This window comes from Pseudomonas sp. PS1(2021), assembly GCF_020405165.1.
Taxonomy (GTDB): domain Bacteria; phylum Pseudomonadota; class Gammaproteobacteria; order Pseudomonadales; family Pseudomonadaceae; genus Pseudomonas; species Pseudomonas aeruginosa.
In genome coordinates, this window is sequence record NZ_CP084484.1 from 5,098,764 (window position 1) to 5,114,406 (window position 15,643).

The 15,643-nt window shown below is 65.0% G+C and carries 15 protein-coding genes and 2 tRNA genes; 2 read left to right on the forward strand and 15 right to left on the reverse strand.

Annotated features, from left to right (window positions below):
• The 8 genes from alr to rnr all read right to left on the reverse strand — a co-directional run bounded on the left by alr (position 1) and on the right by rnr (position 8,394).
• Positions 1-1,077: an alanine racemase gene (alr, locus tag LE197_RS24475; RefSeq protein WP_016264105.1), complete on the reverse strand. Its 1,077-nt coding sequence runs from the start codon at positions 1,075-1,077 to the stop codon at positions 1-3.
• Positions 1,078-1,145: 68 nt separating this feature from the next.
• Positions 1,146-2,540 (reverse strand): replicative DNA helicase, encoded by a 1,395-nt coding sequence (dnaB, locus tag LE197_RS24480; RefSeq protein ID WP_003100012.1) that lies wholly within the window; start codon positions 2,538-2,540, stop codon positions 1,146-1,148.
• A gap of 128 nt (positions 2,541-2,668) precedes the next feature.
• On the reverse strand, positions 2,669-3,115 hold the full coding sequence (gene rplI / locus LE197_RS24485; protein WP_003095627.1) for a 50S ribosomal protein L9: 447 nt from the start codon (positions 3,113-3,115) through the stop codon (positions 2,669-2,671).
• A 21-nt stretch (positions 3,116-3,136) separates the two neighbouring features.
• The gene (locus LE197_RS24490) at positions 3,137-4,006 is read right to left on the reverse strand and encodes a hypothetical protein (protein ID WP_003095630.1); all 870 of its coding nucleotides are present in this window, start codon (positions 4,004-4,006) and stop codon (positions 3,137-3,139) included.
• Positions 4,007-4,042: 36 nt separating this feature from the next.
• Positions 4,043-4,273 carry a 30S ribosomal protein S18 gene (gene rpsR, locus LE197_RS24495; protein ID WP_003095634.1) on the reverse strand — a complete coding sequence of 77 codons (231 nt, stop codon included), beginning with the start codon at positions 4,271-4,273 and terminating at the stop codon, positions 4,043-4,045.
• Positions 4,274-4,302: 29 nt separating this feature from the next.
• Positions 4,303-4,722, reverse strand: a complete 420-nt coding sequence (gene rpsF / locus LE197_RS24500; protein WP_003095636.1) for a 30S ribosomal protein S6 — start codon at positions 4,720-4,722, stop codon at positions 4,303-4,305.
• 214 nt (positions 4,723-4,936) lie between these two features.
• Positions 4,937-5,683, reverse strand: a complete 747-nt coding sequence (gene rlmB / locus LE197_RS24505; RefSeq protein ID WP_003095638.1) for a 23S rRNA (guanosine(2251)-2'-O)-methyltransferase RlmB — start codon at positions 5,681-5,683, stop codon at positions 4,937-4,939.
• Positions 5,680-8,394: a ribonuclease R gene (gene rnr, locus LE197_RS24510; RefSeq protein WP_016264104.1), complete on the reverse strand. Its 2,715-nt coding sequence runs from the start codon at positions 8,392-8,394 to the stop codon at positions 5,680-5,682. Before rnr ends, rlmB begins: the two co-directional genes overlap by 4 nt.
• Before the next feature lie 204 nt (positions 8,395-8,598).
• On the opposite strand from rnr, the gene LE197_RS24515 reads away from it, so the two are divergent.
• Together LE197_RS24515 and LE197_RS24520 are read left to right on the forward strand one after the other, a co-directional pair.
• Positions 8,599-8,685: transfer RNA gene (locus tag LE197_RS24515), tRNA-Leu, on the forward strand.
• A 129-nt stretch (positions 8,686-8,814) separates the two neighbouring features.
• Positions 8,815-8,901: transfer RNA gene (locus LE197_RS24520), tRNA-Leu, on the forward strand.
• Positions 8,902-9,057: 156 nt separating this feature from the next.
• Here the strand turns inward: LE197_RS24520 and LE197_RS24525 are convergent.
• From LE197_RS24525 to hfq, 7 genes are all read right to left on the reverse strand, one after another.
• On the reverse strand, positions 9,058-10,350 hold the full coding sequence (locus tag LE197_RS24525; RefSeq protein WP_003095642.1) for an adenylosuccinate synthase: 1,293 nt from the start codon (positions 10,348-10,350) through the stop codon (positions 9,058-9,060).
• 51 nt (positions 10,351-10,401) lie between these two features.
• Positions 10,402-11,586: an ATP phosphoribosyltransferase regulatory subunit gene (locus LE197_RS24530; protein ID WP_003095644.1), complete on the reverse strand. Its 1,185-nt coding sequence runs from the start codon at positions 11,584-11,586 to the stop codon at positions 10,402-10,404.
• A 34-nt stretch (positions 11,587-11,620) separates the two neighbouring features.
• On the reverse strand, positions 11,621-11,806 hold the full coding sequence (locus tag LE197_RS24535; RefSeq protein WP_003095647.1) for a DUF2065 domain-containing protein: 186 nt from the start codon (positions 11,804-11,806) through the stop codon (positions 11,621-11,623).
• 95 nt (positions 11,807-11,901) lie between these two features.
• Positions 11,902-12,771: a protease modulator HflC gene (gene hflC / locus LE197_RS24540; RefSeq protein WP_003106429.1), complete on the reverse strand. Its 870-nt coding sequence runs from the start codon at positions 12,769-12,771 to the stop codon at positions 11,902-11,904.
• Positions 12,771-13,973, reverse strand: coding sequence for an FtsH protease activity modulator HflK (gene hflK / locus LE197_RS24545; RefSeq protein ID WP_023108820.1), 1,203 nt, complete (start codon positions 13,971-13,973; stop codon positions 12,771-12,773). Before hflK ends, hflC begins: the two co-directional genes overlap by 1 nt.
• 94 nt (positions 13,974-14,067) lie before the next feature.
• Entirely contained in the window at positions 14,068-15,369 is a 1,302-nt protein-coding gene (hflX, locus tag LE197_RS24550) for a ribosome rescue GTPase HflX (protein ID WP_003095652.1), read from the reverse strand.
• 12 nt (positions 15,370-15,381) lie between these two features.
• Positions 15,382-15,630 carry an RNA chaperone Hfq gene (gene hfq / locus LE197_RS24555; RefSeq protein WP_003095657.1) on the reverse strand — a complete coding sequence of 83 codons (249 nt, stop codon included), beginning with the start codon at positions 15,628-15,630 and terminating at the stop codon, positions 15,382-15,384.
• Positions 15,631-15,643: the final 13 nt, after the last annotated feature.

Consider the following 15,643-nt stretch of genomic DNA (forward strand, 5'->3'; position numbering starts at 1 on the left):
TCAGTGGCTGTAGCGTCGCGGAACCCGAGCCGTGACCTTGCTCAGAAGCTCGTAGCCAAGGGTGCCGCAGGCACGGGCGACCTCGTCCACCGACAACCCGGCGCCCCACAACTCCACCGGGTCGCCAACGCGAGCCTCCGGCAGGTCGGAGAGGTCGACCGCCAGCATGTCCATCGAGACCCGCCCGGCCAGGGTCGCGCGGCGTCCCCCGACCAGTACCGGAGTCCCGGCTGGCGCGGTACGCGGATAGCCGTCGGCGTAGCCGCAACTGACCGTGCCGATCCGCGCCGGCCGCTCGGCGATCCAGGTGGCGCCGTAGCCGACGCTCTCGCCCACGGCCACCTCGCGCAGTGAAATCAACTGCGCGCCCAGGCTCATGGCCGGCCTCAGGCCCAGTTCGGCGGCGCTCAGGTCGGCCAGCGGGGTCGACCCGTAGAGCATGATTCCCGGCCGCAGCCAGTCCATGTGGGCGGCCGGGATAGTCAGCACCGCCGCCGAATTGGCCAGGCTGCGCTGGTCGAAATCCAGGTCGAGCAGGCCGAGGAAACTCTCCAGCTGCTGCTCGGTGAGCGGATGGTTGCGTTCGTCGGCGCAGGCGAAATGGCTGACCAGGTTCAGCTCGCGCACACCAGGATGGTTGCGCAGGCGCGCATGCCAGGCGCGCAGCGCGGCAGGATCGAAGCCTAGGCGGTGCATGCCGGAGTCGAGCTTGAGCCAGACGTTGAGTGGAATATCCAGGCCGGCGGCGAGGAACGCCTCGCCCTGTTCCGCGCCCTGGATCACCAGGTCCAGGCGCAATTGCCCGGCGAGGGCGTATTCGCTCGCCTCGAAGCAGCCTTCCAGCAACAGGATGCGCGCGCTGGCGTGCAAGGCGCGGACTTCCGCGGCCTCCTCCAGGCAGGCCACGGCGAAGCCATCGGCATCGTCGTGCAACGCGGTAACCACTTCGCGCGCACCATGGCCATAGGCGTTCGCCTTGACCACCGCGAACGCCTGGCGCTGCGGCGCGCAGCGCTTGGCCAGGGCATAGTTGTGGCGAATGGCGGAAAGGTCGACGGTGGCAACGAGGGGACGCATGGCATCGGGTCCTGCAACTGAAACGGGTGCCTATGGTAAGGCGCCCGCCGGGCAAGACCCAAGCCGGGTCATTCGTCCTCGAAGTTGTACATGCCGGCGGCAAGGTTCTCGAAGCGCGTGTATTTGCCGATGAAGGCCAGGCGCACCGTACCGATCGGACCGTTACGCTGCTTGCCGATGATGATTTCGGCGACGCCCTTGAACTCGGTCTCCGGGTGGTACACCTCGTCGCGGTAGACGAACATGATCACGTCGGCGTCCTGCTCGATCGCCCCGGATTCGCGCAAGTCGGAGTTCACCGGGCGCTTGTTGGGTCGCTGCTCCAGGGAGCGGTTGAGCTGCGACAGGGCAATCACCGGGCAGTTGAATTCCTTCGCCAGGGCCTTCAGCGAGCGGGAAATCTCGGAAATCTCGTTGGTCCGGTTGTCGCCGCTGGAGCCGGGTATCTGCATCAGTTGCAGGTAGTCGATCATGATCAGCGCCAGGTCGCCGTGCTCGCGCACCAGGCGACGGGTCCGCGCGCGCATTTCCGAGGGACTGATGCCAGCGGTATCGTCGATGAACAGCTTCTTGTCGTTGAGCAGGTTGATCGCCGAAGTCAGGCGCGGCCAGTCCTCGTCGTCGAGCTTGCCGGAACGCACCTTGGTCTGGTCGATACGCCCGAGCGACGAGAGCATACGCATCACGATCGAGTCGGAGGGCATCTCCAGGGAGTACACCAACACGGCCTTGTCGGTGCGCATCACCGCGTTCTCGACCAGGTTCATGGCGAAGGTGGTCTTACCCATCGACGGACGCCCGGCGACGATGATCAGGTCGGCCGGCTGCAGGCCGCTGGTCTTCTCGTCGAGGTCGGTGAAACCGGTGGACACCCCGGTCAGCGCCTCGGTGGTGTTGAACAGGTAGTCGATGCGGTCGATGGTCTTGACCAGGATATCGCTGATCCCTACCGGCCCGCCGGTCTTCGGTCGCGCTTCGGCGATCTCGAAGATCTTCCGCTCGGCCTCGTCGAGGATCTCGTTGGCGCCGCGCCCTTCCGGGTGGAAGGCGCTGTCGGCGATCTCGTTGCTGATGCCGATCAGTTGGCGCAGGGTGGCGCGCTCGCGGATGATCTGCGCGTAGGCCTTGATGTTGGCGACCGACGGAATGTTCTTCGCCAGTTCGCCGAGATAGGCCAGGCCGCCGACCTGGGCCAGTTGTCCTTCCTTCTCCAACTGCTCGGAGAGGGTCACCACGTCGATCGGCTGGTTGGCCTCGGCCAGCTTGTAGATGGCGCGGAAGATCAGGCGATGGTCATGGCGGTAGAAATCGCCGTCGGACACCGAATCCGACACACGCTCCCAGGCGTTGTTGTCCAGCATCAGGCCACCCAGCACGGCCTGCTCGGCCTCGATCGAGTGCGGCGGCACCTTCAGGGCTGTGGTTTCCAGGTCGTATTGCTCGGGGCTGGTGATCTCGTTCATAGACTCGACGCAAGAAAAAGGAACAGCGGAAAAAACAACGGGCACGGTGCCGTTGCCGGTACCGTGCCCGATGTTAGCGGACTGCCGCGGACACGCATATGCCCGCCCAGCCCTACCGATCGGATCGCTTACTCAGCGACGATGATCAGCTTCAGAGTGGTTTCCACGTCGGTGTGCAGGTGCACGGCGACGTCGAACTCACCGGTGTTGCGCAGCGCGCCGTTGGGCAGGCGAACTTCGGCTTTTTCCAGCGGGTAACCGGCAGCGGAAACGGCTTCGGCGATGTCGCGGGTGCCGATCGAACCGAACAGCTTGCCTTCGTCGCCAGCGTGGGCGCCGAGGGTTACCACCAGCTCGGAGAGCTGGGCAGCACGGGCTTCGGCAGCGGCCTTCTTCTCGGCGGCAGCCTTTTCCAGCTCGGCGCGGCGGGCTTCGAACGCAGCGACGTTCTCGGCGGTGGCGACGGTGGCCTTGCCCTGCGGCAGCAGGAAGTTACGGGCGTAACCGCCCTTGATGTTCACCTTGTCGCCCAGGTTGCCCAGGTTGGCGACTTTTTCCAGCAGGATGACTTCCATTTGAGTCTTACCTCTTAACTTTTAACCTTCACCGTTCGTGGAACCCTGGCGCCGGGCCAGGCGTCCACGAAAATCAAACAGACTGTCGACAACCGCCAAAAGACAGATCAGGTTCCCCAGCAGCAATACAGCCAGGTACAGGCCCACCAGCCAGCCACCCGCGAGGCGCTTCAGGGCGATCAGGCCATGCCCGAGCGCCACGCCGGCGATGATCAGCGGCACGCTGCACAACGGACCGAGCACCGCGGCCTGCACTTCCAGCGCCGGGACCACGACGGCCCCCAGCAGCAGGATCACGGCAACCGCCGGCGCCAGCCGCAAACTCCGGAATTCGCGGCCGAAGCCGCCCGGGTTGTACAGCGAAGCCTGCCAGTACCGCGCGAGCATCAGGCAGAGCAGGCAGGTCACCTGCAGCGAGGAAGCCATGACCCCGGTCAGGGTCGGCACCAGCGCCACCTGCAACTTGTCCAGCTCTTCGCCCGACAGCTGGGACTCCCCGCGAAGCTGGGTCAGGACCTTGGTGACTTCCGTCGCCAGGGCGCCGATCAGCTCGCTGGAGGTATGCCCCAGCACCAGCGCGAATACCACGCCAACTGCAACACTGCCCAGCAGCACATGGCTCCAGGACGTGCTGGCGCGCAGGATCTGCGCCAGCGTCAGGGTACCGAGCAGGACCAGAAGGATGCTCGGATCGCCCAGGTACCACCAGAACATCGCCGGTAGCACCGCCCAGGCCAGGACGCCGAAGGCGTCGCCGAATCCGCGCCGCAGCAGCACCAGGCTACCGGCGGCGGCACTCAGCCAGAACAACAGTGGAACAACCGCGGAGCCTGCCACGGCGAGCGTGGCCTGCATGCGGCCGCGCATGGTGAACTCAGCCAGTGCGCGCATGCGATCTATCCCTTACCAGCGTTCGACTGCCCGATCTCAACGGCCGTGGCTGTCGGTGTAAGGAAGCAGGGCCAGGTAGCGGGCGCGCTTGATAGCGGTCGCCAGCTGACGCTGGTACTTGGCCTTGGTGCCGGTGATACGGCTCGGAACGATCTTGCCGGTTTCGGAAACGTAGGCCTTCAGGGTGTTGAGATCCTTGTAATCGATCTCTTTCACGCCTTCGGCGGTGAAGCGGCAGAACTTACGACGACGGAAGAAACGTGCCATGTGATTGGCTCCTCAATACTGGTCCGGAATTACTCGTCAGCGTTATCGCTATCGCTGTTGTCGTCGCCATCGGCGCCTTCAGCGTTATCGTTCGGACGCTCACGACGCTCGCGACGCTCGTTGCGGCTTTCTTCAGCCTTGAGCATCTCGGACTGCTCGGTGACAGCTTCGTCGCGACGCATGACCAGGTTACGGATCACGGCATCGTTGTAACGGAAGTTGTCTTCCAGCTCAGCCAGGGCCTTGGCGCTGCACTCGACGTTCATCAGAACGTAGTGGGCCTTGTGCACGTTGTTGATGGCGTAGGCCAGCTGACGACGGCCCCAGTCTTCCAGACGGTGGATCTTGCCGCCGTCTTCTTCGATGGCCTTGGTGTAACGCTCGACCATGCCACCGACTTGTTCGCTCTGGTCCGGGTGAACCAGGAACACGATTTCGTAATGACGCATAAATGCTCCTTACGGGTTGCAGCCTGCCGCAGAACGGTCAGGCAAGGAGTGAATGTTTTCTTGGCTTGCCTGGTGGAGAGGCGAACGAACGCCTGCCCACGCGGCAAGGGGCGACATTCTAGAGAAGGGCAACCGGCGAAGCAAGGAAGATTGGCGAATATTTGTACAGCGGATGGAATGGCGCGGGGCCGCGCCGCGGCGGCCCCGCACGCGCTCACTCCAGCGGGGTGCGCTGGCGGAGGATCTCGAACAGGCAGACGCCGGTGGCGACCGAGACGTTCAGGCTGCTGACGCTGCCGGCCATCGGCAACCTGGCGAGGAAGTCGCAGTGCTCGCGGGTCAGCCGGCGCATGCCCTTGCCTTCCGCGCCCATCACCAGCACGGTCGGCCCCTTGAGGTCGAGCTGGTAGAGGGTCTTGTCCGCCTCGCCAGCGGTGCCGACCACCCACAGGCCGCGCTGCTGGAGCTTTTCCAGGGTGCGCGCGAGGTTGGTCACCGCCACCAGCGGGATCACCTCGGCGGCGCCGCAAGCGACCTTGCGCACGGTGGCGTTGAGGGTCGCGGACTTGTCCTTGGGCACGATCACCGCCTGCACCCCCGCCGCATCGGCGGTACGCAGGCAGGCGCCGAGGTTGTGCGGATCGGTGACGCCATCCAGGGCCAGCAGGAGCGGCACGCCCTCGCTCCGCTCGAGCAGTTCCTCGAGCATGTTTTCGCCCCAGACCTGGCTGGGGCTGACTTCCGCGACCACGCCCTGGTGGACGCCTTCCGCCCACTCGTCGAGTTCGCGCCGATCGCGCTGCCCTACCGGAATACGGAACCCGGCGGCCAGCTCGGTGAGCACCTGGACCCGCGGATCATGCCGCCCCTCGGCCAGCCACAACTGCTTGACCCGCTTCGGGTGATGACGCAACAACGCTTCCACGGCATGCACGCCGTAGACCTTTTCCCACTGACTCATGACTTGGCCTTACGTTTGCGCGCCCCGGTGGCGGCCGGAGCGTTGTCGGCCTTCGGCTTGGAAGGCCCCTTGCGATGCTTGGTCGGCTTGCCCGGCTTGGCGGCAGCGGCGGGCTTGCCGTCCTTGGCCTTGCCCTTCGCGCTCTTGCCCGCAGGAACGACCTTGCCCTTCTTCCCGCCCTTGTCCTTGCTGCCGACACGCGCCTCGGCGAGCAGCGCCTGCTTGACCTCGCGACTCTTGCGCACGTCGGTGTTGCCGAGCATCTCCGCGGCCTGCGCCAGCAGCTCCGGCGCGACCGGCGGCAGCGCCTGCACCTTGCCGGCCTTGCGCCGCGGCACCACCGCGGCGTCGGGACTGGCCAGTGCCGGCTCCAGGTCGACCTCGGGCACGGATGCGCCCTTGCGCCCCTTCGGCGCCTTGCCGGCGTTCGCCGACTTGTCGCCGTTGCGCTTCTTGCGTCCGATCGGCGCGCTCAGCACGTTTCCGGCCAGCTCGAAATCGATCTTCCGCTCGTCCAGGTCGACCCGCGCCACTACCACTTCCGTGGTGTCGCCGAGACGGAAGCTGCGCCCGGTGCGTTCGCCGCTGAGGCGATGGTGCACGGCGTCGAAATGATAGTAGTCGCCGGGCAGCGCGGTCACATGGACCAGGCCTTCGACGAAGATGTCGGTCAGCTCGACGAACAGACCGAAACCGGTGACCGCAGTGATTACGCCAGGGAAGGTCTCGCCGACCCGCTCGCGCATGTATTCGCACTTCAGCCAGTTGGTCACGTCGCGGGTGGCCTCGTCGGCACGCCGCTCGGTCATCGAGCACTGCTCGCCCAACTGGTCCAGGCGCAATTCGTCGTACGGATAGATACGCGCCTTGGGCATGCTCGCCGCGCCGGCCCGCTGCACGTGCGGAGTCTCCGCCTTGGAGCGGATCACACTGCGGATCGCACGATGCACCAGCAGGTCCGGGTAGCGCCGGATCGGCGAGGTGAAGTGGGTGTAGGCGTCGTAGTTGAGGCCGAAGTGGCCATTGTTGTCCGGGCTGTACACCGCCTGGCTGAGCGAACGCAGCATGACCGTCTGGATCAGGCGGAAGTCGGCGCGGTCGTGGATCTTCTCCAGCAACTCCTGGTAGTCGCCCGGGGTCGGCGCGGCCTTGCCGCGGCCGAGGCTCAACCCCAGCTCGCCGAGGAACTGGCGCAGGTTGTTGAGTTTCTCCTGCGGCGGGCCGTCATGCACCCGGTACAACGCCGGGATGGCGTGCTTCTGCAGGAAGCGTGCGGTCGCCACGTTGGCGCAGAGCATGCATTCTTCGATCAGGCGGTGCGCATCGTTGCGCTGGGTCGGGCGGATTTCCGAGATCTTCCGGTCGGCGCCGAAGACGATGCGGGTTTCCTGGGTCTCGAAATCGATCGCGCCGCGGACATGGCGGCCGGCCAGCAGCGCTTTATACAACGCATACAGCTGCTGCAGGTGCGGCACCACGCCGGGCAACTGCTGGCGCAGGTTCTCGGCCTCGACGCTGTCGGGGTGCTCGAGCAACTGGCTGACCTTGGTGTAGGTCAGGCGGGCATGGGAGTGGATCACCGCTTCGTAGAACTGGTAGCCGGTCAGCTTGCCAGCCTTGGACAGGGTCATCTCGCAGACCATGGCCAGCCGGTCGACCAGCGGATTCAGCGAGCAGAGACCATTGGACAGCACCTCCGGCAGCATCGGGATCACCCGCTCGGGGAAATACACCGAGTTGCCGCGCCTGGCCGCCTCTTCGTCCAGCGCCGAACCGACCTTCACGTAGTGCGAGACATCGGCGATCGCCACGAACAGGCGCCAGCCGCCGCCGCGCTTGGCCTCGGCGTACACCGCGTCGTCGAAGTCGCGGGCATCCTCGCCGTCGATGGTGACGAAGGGCACCTGGCGCAGGTCGATACGCTTTTCCTTGTCCTTCTCCGCCACTTCCGGCTTGAGCTTGGCCGCTTCCTTCTCCACCGCGGCCGGCCAGACGTGGGGGATATCGTAGCTGCGCAGGGCGACTTCGATCTCCATCCCCGGCGCCATGTAGTCGCCGAGCACCTCGACGATCTCGCCCTGGGCCTGGCGGTGGATGCTCGGCCATTGCTCGATGCGCACCTGGACGAACTGGTTGTGCCTGGCCTTGCCGGCCTTGCCCGGCGGGATCAGGACTTCCTGCTGGATCTTCGGGTTGTCCGCGACCACCACGCCGATGCCGCTTTCCTCGAAGTAGCGGCCGACCACGATCTCGTGGGCCCGCTCGATCACCTCGACCAGCTGGCCTTCGCGGCGTCCGCGCCGGTCATGGCCGGATACCCGGGCCAGGGCGCGGTCGCCGTCGAACACCAGGCGCATCTGGGTGGGACTGAGGAACAGGTCGTCGCTGCCATCGTCGGGGATCAGGAAGCCGAAGCCGTCGCGGTGCCCGCTGATGCGGCCGCGGATCAGGTCCAGCTTGTCCACCGGCGCATAGGCGCCACGACGCGTATAGATAAGCTGCCCGTCGCGCTCCATGGCGCGCAGGCGACGACGCAAGGCCTCTTCCGGCTCCTCGCCGGCGAGCCCGAACTCGTCGAGCAACTGGGAGCGAGTCGCCGGAGCGCCCCGCTCGGATAGGTGAGCCAGGATCAGTTCCCGGCTGGGGATGGGGTTTTCGTACTTTTCCGCTTCGCGAGCGGCCTCGGGATCGAGGTTTTGCCAATCGGCCATTAGAGGTAGGTCACCTTTTCTTCTTTAGCGTTTGCTGCCATTGCTCTATTGAAGCGCGAAAACGCTTCGTCGGTCAGCTTCGGCAACAGAATAATTTTTATCGCATCAGGGGTTTACAAGCAGAATACGTACTCGTATAGTTCGCGCCCACAACGTTGCTGAGACGTTGTAACACGGAAACGATGAGCGATCATCGACTCCAGTGCCCAGGTGGCGGAATTGGTAGACGCACTAGGTTCAGGTCCTAGCGGTGGCAACACCGTGGAAGTTCGAGTCTTCTCCTGGGCACCATATTTCAGACAAAGCCGGTCATTAGACCGTTTTTGTTTCAGCAGTTCAGCCACTACCAGGCATTGAAACTGCGACAAGGTTTGCAACACCCAAGTCGATGAGCGATCATCGCACAATGCTGAAAAGCATGCCCAGGTGGCGGAATTGGTAGACGCACTAGGTTCAGGTCCTAGCGGTGGCAACACCGTGGAAGTTCGAGTCTTCTCCTGGGCACCATCTTCAAGACAAACAGCCGAGCATCCGCTCGGCTTTTTGTTGTCCGCGATTTTCCCTTCGAGCCACGCCACCCTCCCCCGCTCACCGCGGCGCCGACCCCGGAAATGAAAACGGGCCGCATGCGCAGCCCGTTCCGTCATCGCCCCGCTATCCGCCTCAGGCGAATGGATGGCGCAGGATGATGGTCTCGTTGCGGTCCGGACCGGTGGAGATGATATCGATCGGCGCACCCACCAGCTCTTCCACGCGCTTGATGTAGGCGCGGGCGTTGGCCGGCAACTCTTCCAGGGTCTTCGCACCCACGGTCGACTCGCTCCAGCCGGGCATTTCCTCGTAGACCGGCTGCAGGCCGATGTAGCTGTCGGCATCGGTCGGCGCTTCCAGCACATCGCCATCGGCATTCTTGTAGCCGACGCACAGGCGCACCACATCCAGGCCATCGAGCACGTCGAGCTTGGTCAGGCACAGGCCGGAGATGCTGTTGATCTCGATGGCGCGGCGCAGGATCACGGCATCGAACCAGCCGCAGCGACGAGCGCGACCGGTGGTGGCGCCGAACTCGTGGCCGCGCTTGGCCAAGTAGGCGCCGACGTCGTCGAACAGCTCGGTCGGGAACGGACCGGAGCCGACGCGAGTGGTATAGGCCTTGGTGATACCCAGTACGTAGTCCAGGTACAGCGGGCCGAAGCCGGAACCGGTGGCGGTACCGCCAGCGGTGGTGTTGGAACTGGTCACGTAGGGGTAGGTGCCATGGTCGATGTCCAGCAGCGATCCCTGGGCGCCTTCGAACATGATGTCCTTGCCGTGCTTGCGCAGGTCGTGCAGGGTCGCGGCGACATCGGCCATCATCGGCTTGAGCAGCTCGGCATACTCCATCGCCTCGTCCAGGGTCTTCTGGAAGTCGATGGCCGGCTCCTTGTAGTAGTGCTGCAGGACGAAGTTATGGTAGTCCAGCAGCTCACCCAGCTTGGCGGCGAAGCGCTCGCGGTGGAACAGGTCGCCGACGCGCAGGCCGCGACGTGCCACCTTGTCCTCGTATGCCGGGCCGATGCCACGACCGGTGGTGCCGATCTTGGCTTCGCCGCGGGCCTTCTCGCGCGCCTGGTCGAGGGCGACGTGATAGGACAGGATCAGCGGACAGGAAGGACTGATGCGCAGGCGCTCGCGCACCGGCACGCCCTTCTCTTCCAGCTTGGTGATTTCGCGCAGCAGCGCATCCGGCGCCAGCACCACGCCATTGCCGATCAGGCACTGCACGCCTTCGCGCAGGATGCCCGATGGAATCAGGTGCAGGACGGTTTTCTCGCCATCGATCACCAGGGTGTGGCCAGCGTTGTGACCACCCTGGTAGCGAACTACGGCAGCCGCCTGCTCGGTGAGCAGGTCGACGATCTTGCCCTTGCCCTCATCACCCCATTGGGTGCCCAGGACTACGACATTCTTACCCATAACACTTGTCCCCATCGTGGAAGTTCGATGCCGGCCGCGGCCGGCGGAATCTCAGGACGCCAGCGGCGCCACCTGCCAATTGCCATCGCGCAGCGCCAGCTGCCGGTCGCAGCCCGCCTCGCGCGCAGAAGCCGCATCCTGCCCGGGCAGAGCCTGGACGACACGCTGCCCGTCGCGGCGCAGTCGTTGCACCGCCTGCCAGAGCCCGGCCCCTTCGGCCGGCGCCCAGATACCCGATACAGCCTGGTCCAACCGGGCCTGGCCGAGAGTGACCAGGCTTTTCAGATCGGTGGAGAAACCGGTGGCCGGGCGGGCGCGCCCGAAATCGGCACCGATATCATCATAGCGACCGCCCTGGGCGATGGACTGGCCAACGCCGGGCACGAAGGCCGCAAACACCACGCCGGTGTGATAGTGATAGCCACGCAGCTCGCCGAGGTCGAAATACAGCGGCAAGCCGGGGAAACGTCCAGCCAGCGAATCGGCGATCTCGATCAGCTCGTTCAGCGCCACCTGGACATCGGCCGGCGCCGCCGCCAGACGGGCACGGCCCTGCTCCAGCGCATCGCGGCCGCCACATAGCTCGGCCAGCGCACGCAACATGCCGCGCAGCTCGGCAGGCAGGTCTGCAGTCAGCGCCTCGACCTCGTCCACCGCCTTGCGCTGCAAGGCATCGAACAACTGCTGCTCGACTTCGCCGGACAGCCCTGCCGCGCGCGCCAGGCCGCGGTAGATACCGACATGGCCGAGGTCCATGTGCACGTCCGGCACTTCCGCCATCTCGAGCATTTCCAGCATCAGGCTGATCACCTCGACATCGCTGGCAGGGCTCGGATCGCCGTACAGCTCGGCGCCCAGCTGGATCGGACTACGCGAAGTGGACAGCGCGCGCGGCTGCGCATGCAGCACACTGCCGGCATAGCACAGGCGGCTCGGTCCCTCGCGGCGCAGGCTGTGCGCATCCATCCGCGCCACTTGCGGCGTAATGTCGGCACGGAAACCCATGAGCCGGCCGGACGCCGGGTCGGTCACCTTGAAGGTGCGCAGGTCAAGATCCTGTCCCGCGCCGGTGAGCAGCGACTCCAGGTATTCGATATGCGGGGTCACGACGAACTCGTAACCCCAGCGGTGGAACAGATCCAGCACCTGACGGCGGGCTGCTTCGATGCGCGCCGCCTCCGGGGGCAGCACCTCTTCGATCCCATCTGGCAGCAGCCAGCGGTCTACCGTTGCCATTTCGCCTCTCCCCTTTCAGCCGGGCGGCACATCATCAGTGAATCCAGTAAAGAAGCAGGGTGCCGAGCAGCATGCTGCCCAGCCCCACGAGACGCAGGTGACGGTCGCTCAGCCGGCCGATGCCCGTGACCGCCTCGCGCCATTGTCGCGGACACAGGAACGGCAGGATGCCTTCCAGCACCAGCACGAGACAAAAAGCGATGCCGAATTCCTGCCACATGATTCTCGCGGACGCAAAAAAGCCGGGATTTCCCGGCTGGCTCATCATAACACGATTTCTCCGGCGGGCGCTGCCGCCCGCCGGAGAACCGAGTATTACTTGTTGGCCTTGTTCAGATAGCGGAAGAACTCGCTGCTCGGATCGAGCACCAGTACGTCGCGCTTCTCGGCGAAGCTTTCGCGATACGCCTTCAGGCTACGGTAGAAGGAATAGAACTCCGGATCCTGATTGTAGGCCTTGGCATAGATCGCGGCAGCCTTGGAGTCGCCGTCACCGCGGGTCTCTTCCGACTCGCGGTAGGCTTCGGCAACGATTACCCGGCGCTGGCGATCGGCGTCGGCACGAATGCCTTCGGCCAGTTCGCGACCCTTGGCGCGGTGCTCGCGGGCCTCGCGCTCACGCTCGGTGCTCATCCGCTCGAAGACGCTGCGGTTGACTTCCTTCGGCAGGTCGATGGCCTTGACCCGCACGTCGATCACCTCGATACCCAGTTCCTTCTGCGCCATGCGGTTCAGCGAAGCGGTGATGTCGCCCATCAGCGCGTCGCGCTCGCCCGATACCACTTCATGCAGGGTACGCTTGCCGAACTGGTCGCGCAGACCCGCTTCGAGACGCCGCGACAGGCGTTCGTCGGCGATCTGCTTGAGGCCCGAGGTAGCGGTGTAGAAGCGCTCGGCATCCGCCACCCGCCACTTGGCATAGGCATCCACCATCACCGCTTTCTTTTCCAGGGTCAGGAAGCGCTGGGTCGGGGCATCCAGGGTCAGCAGGCGAGCGTCGAACTTGCGCACCTGGTTGACGTACGGGATCTTGAAGTGCAGGCCCGGCTTGACGTCGGACTCGACCACCCGGCCGAAGCGCAACATGACCGCGCGCTCGGTCTGCTGGACTACGTAGACGCTGTTCCACAGGACGATGGCGGCGACGACACCGACGATCAGAGCGATCAAAGACTTGTTGCCCATCAGCGGCTCTCCCTCGTACGCGCGTCTTGCTGGCGCAGATCGTTGACGATCCGCGACCCCAGGTCGGAAGCGCTGGCGCTGCCACCACCGGCGGAAGCACCGGCCCCCGTAGCGGGCGCGGCGTTACGACCATCGATCATCTTGTCCAGCGGCAGGTAGAGCAGGTTGTTCTGCCCCTGCTGACCGGTCACCAGCACCTTGCTGGTCTGGCTGAAGACTTCCTGCATGGTGTCCAGGTACAGACGCTCGCGCGTCACTTCCGGAGCCTTGCGATATTCCACCAGCAGCTTGGAGAAGCGATCCGCCTCGCCCTGGGCGCGCGAAATCACCTCGTCGCGGTAACCGTTGGCTTCTTCGATGATGCGCTGGGCCTGGCCACGTGCCTCCGGCACCACGCCGTTGGCATAGGCTTCGGCCTGGTTCTTCTCGCGCTGCTCGTCCTCGCGGGCCCGGATCACGTCGTCGAACGCTTCCTGCACCTCACGCGGTGCCTGGGCGCTCTGGATGTTCACCTGGGTCACGGCGATACCGGTCCTGTAGGTATCCAGGAAGCGTTGCAGGCGCTCGCGCACCTCGGTCGCCATCTGCTCGCGGCCTTCGGTGAGGATCCGGTCCATGGTGGTGGAGCCGGCGACATGCCGCAGCGCGCTCTCGGTCGCCTGCTGCAGGCTGACCTCGGGCTGGTCGACGTTGAGCACGAAGTCCTGCAGGTTGCTGATCTTGTACTGCACGGTCAGCGGCACTTCGACGATGTTCTCGTCCTCGGTGAGCATCTGCCCCTGCTTGCTGTACGCACGCTCGCGGGTGACGTTCTCCTGGAAGCGCTTGTCGATCGGCGGGAAGTAGAAGTTCAGGCCGGGACCGACCGTCTCGTAATACTTGCCGAAGCGCAGGATGACCGCCTGCTCCTGCTCGTCCACCACATAGATGGCGTTGTACAGCCAGAGCACGGCGAGGATCGCCAGGCCGATGCCGAACAGGCCCAGGCCACCGCCCTTGCCGCCGGAACCGGAGCCGGAACCGTTGCCACTGCGTTTTTTTCCACCGAACAGCCCGTTCAGGCTGTCCTGAAGCTTGCGGAAAGCCTCATCCAGGTCGGGCGGCCCCTTGCGGTCACCACCGCCGCCACCACCACCGCGGCGGCCTCCCCACGGGTCTCGATCGTTGTTGTTCGAGTTGTCACCCGGCTCGTTCCAAGCCATAGCGCTCTCCATCTAGTAACGCGAAACGCGCCTGCGGCGCGGCCACCCATGCTACCGAATGCCCTGCCCGCTGCCAAAAGCAGCGATACGGGCTTTATTGCAAAGTGTGTTGCGCAACGAACTCCGCCGGCTGCCAGCCAGCGCGGCTCGCCAGGCGGTTCAACTCGGCCCGCGGCAGGCGCACCTGCAGCAGGGTACAACCCTCCTCATCGTGCGCCTCGGACTGCACCGCGCCCAGTTCGAACAACTGGGCGCGCAGGCGCCCGAGCCGCTGGGGCAGGCGCAAGGTTCCGACGAACAGGTCCTCGCCGAGCAGCTCGGCGATGGCCTGGCGCAACAGGTCGAGGCCTTCGCCGGTCTGCGCCGACAGCCAGACGCGCACCGGCTTGCCGGAATCGTCGCGCTGGATGTGCGGCTCGACCGAGGGTAGCAGGTCGACCTTGTTATAGACCTCGAGCATCGGCAATTCGTTGGCGCCGATCTCGCCGAGCACCGCCAGCACCTGCTCGACCTGCGCATCCCGTTCGGGCTCGTAGGCGTCGATCACGTGCAGCAGGAGGTCGGCGTTGCTCGACTCTTCCAGCGTAGCGCGGAAGGCCTCCACCAGCTTGTGCGGCAGGTGACGGATGAAGCCCACCGTGTCGGCCAGCACCACCGGCCCGAGATCGTCCAGTTGCAGGCGACGCAGGGTGGGGTCGAGGGTGGCGAACAACTGATTGGCGGCATACACCTCGGAGGCGGTGAGCGCATTGAACAGGGTCGATTTGCCGGCGTTGGTATAGCCGACCAGGGAGACCGCCGGGATATCCGCGCGCTTGCGCCCGCGTCGAGCCTGCTCGCGCTGGCTGCGGACCTTCTCCAGGCGCTGCTTGATCTGGCGGATGCGCACGCGCAGCAGGCGTCGGTCGGTTTCCAGCTGGGTCTCGCCCGGACCGCGCAGACCGATACCGCCTTTCTGCCGTTCGAGGTGGGTCCAGCCGCGTACCAGCCGCGTGCTCATGTGCTCCAGTTGCGCCAGTTCCACCTGCAACTTGCCTTCGTGGGTACGTGCGCGCTGGGCGAAGATGTCGAGGATCAGCCCGGTCCGGTCGAGTACGCGGCACTCGAACGCTCGCTCGAGGTTGCGCTCCTGGCTGGGCGTCAAGGTGTGGTTGAAAATCACCAGCTCGACGTTTTCGGCCTTGACCAGGTCGTGCAACTCCTCGACCTTGCCACTGCCGATAAGATATTTGGCGCTCGGCTGGTGGCGGGAGACGCTGACGAATGCCACCGTTTCCGCGCCGGCCGAACGCACCAGCTCCTGGAACTCCTGCGGGTCTTCACGCGCCTCGGGGTTCTGCCCTTCCAGATGCACCAGAACAGCCTGTTCCCCACCACCTGGGCGCTCAAAGAACAAAGCGGACTCCCGTCAAGCGTTGCCCGGCTCGGCCGGCTGGTCACCGCTCGGCAGACGCACCGGACGGCTCGGTACCACGGTGGAGATCGCGTGCTTGTAAACCATCTGGCTGACGGTGTTCTTCAGCAGGATGACAAACTGGTCGAAGGACTCGATCTGGCCTTGCAGCTTGATGCCGTTGACCAGATAGATGGAAACCGGGACGCGTTCTTTCCGCAGGGTATTGAGGTAAGGGTCTTGTAGCGAATGCCCTTTTGACATGTGCCGCACTCCT

Excerpts from the sequence above, each read along its gene's own strand:
- hflK (WP_023108820.1), bottom strand. The coding sequence starts at position 13,973 with ATGGCTTGGAACGAGCCGGGTGACAACTCGAACAACAACGATCGAGAC.
- rpsF (WP_003095636.1), bottom strand. The coding sequence starts at position 4,722 with ATGCGTCATTACGAAATCGTGTTCCTGGTTCACCCGGACCAGAGCGAA.
- alr (WP_016264105.1), bottom strand. The coding sequence starts at position 1,077 with ATGCGTCCCCTCGTTGCCACCGTCGACCTTTCCGCCATTCGCCACAAC.
- hfq (WP_003095657.1), bottom strand. The coding sequence starts at position 15,630 with ATGTCAAAAGGGCATTCGCTACAAGACCCTTACCTCAATACCCTGCGG.
- LE197_RS24530 (WP_003095644.1), bottom strand. The coding sequence starts at position 11,586 with ATGGCAACGGTAGACCGCTGGCTGCTGCCAGATGGGATCGAAGAGGTG.
- LE197_RS24490 (WP_003095630.1), bottom strand. The coding sequence starts at position 4,006 with ATGCGCGCACTGGCTGAGTTCACCATGCGCGGCCGCATGCAGGCCACG.
- dnaB (WP_003100012.1), bottom strand. The coding sequence starts at position 2,540 with ATGAACGAGATCACCAGCCCCGAGCAATACGACCTGGAAACCACAGCC.
- LE197_RS24525 (WP_003095642.1), bottom strand. The coding sequence starts at position 10,350 with ATGGGTAAGAATGTCGTAGTCCTGGGCACCCAATGGGGTGATGAGGGC.
- LE197_RS24535 (WP_003095647.1), bottom strand. The coding sequence starts at position 11,806 with ATGTGGCAGGAATTCGGCATCGCTTTTTGTCTCGTGCTGGTGCTGGAA.
- rpsR (WP_003095634.1), bottom strand. The coding sequence starts at position 4,273 with ATGGCACGTTTCTTCCGTCGTCGTAAGTTCTGCCGCTTCACCGCCGAA.
- rnr (WP_016264104.1), bottom strand. The coding sequence starts at position 8,394 with ATGGCCGATTGGCAAAACCTCGATCCCGAGGCCGCTCGCGAAGCGGAA.
- rplI (WP_003095627.1), bottom strand. The coding sequence starts at position 3,115 with ATGGAAGTCATCCTGCTGGAAAAAGTCGCCAACCTGGGCAACCTGGGC.
- hflC (WP_003106429.1), bottom strand. The coding sequence starts at position 12,771 with ATGGGCAACAAGTCTTTGATCGCTCTGATCGTCGGTGTCGTCGCCGCC.
- rlmB (WP_003095638.1), bottom strand. The coding sequence starts at position 5,683 with ATGAGTCAGTGGGAAAAGGTCTACGGCGTGCATGCCGTGGAAGCGTTG.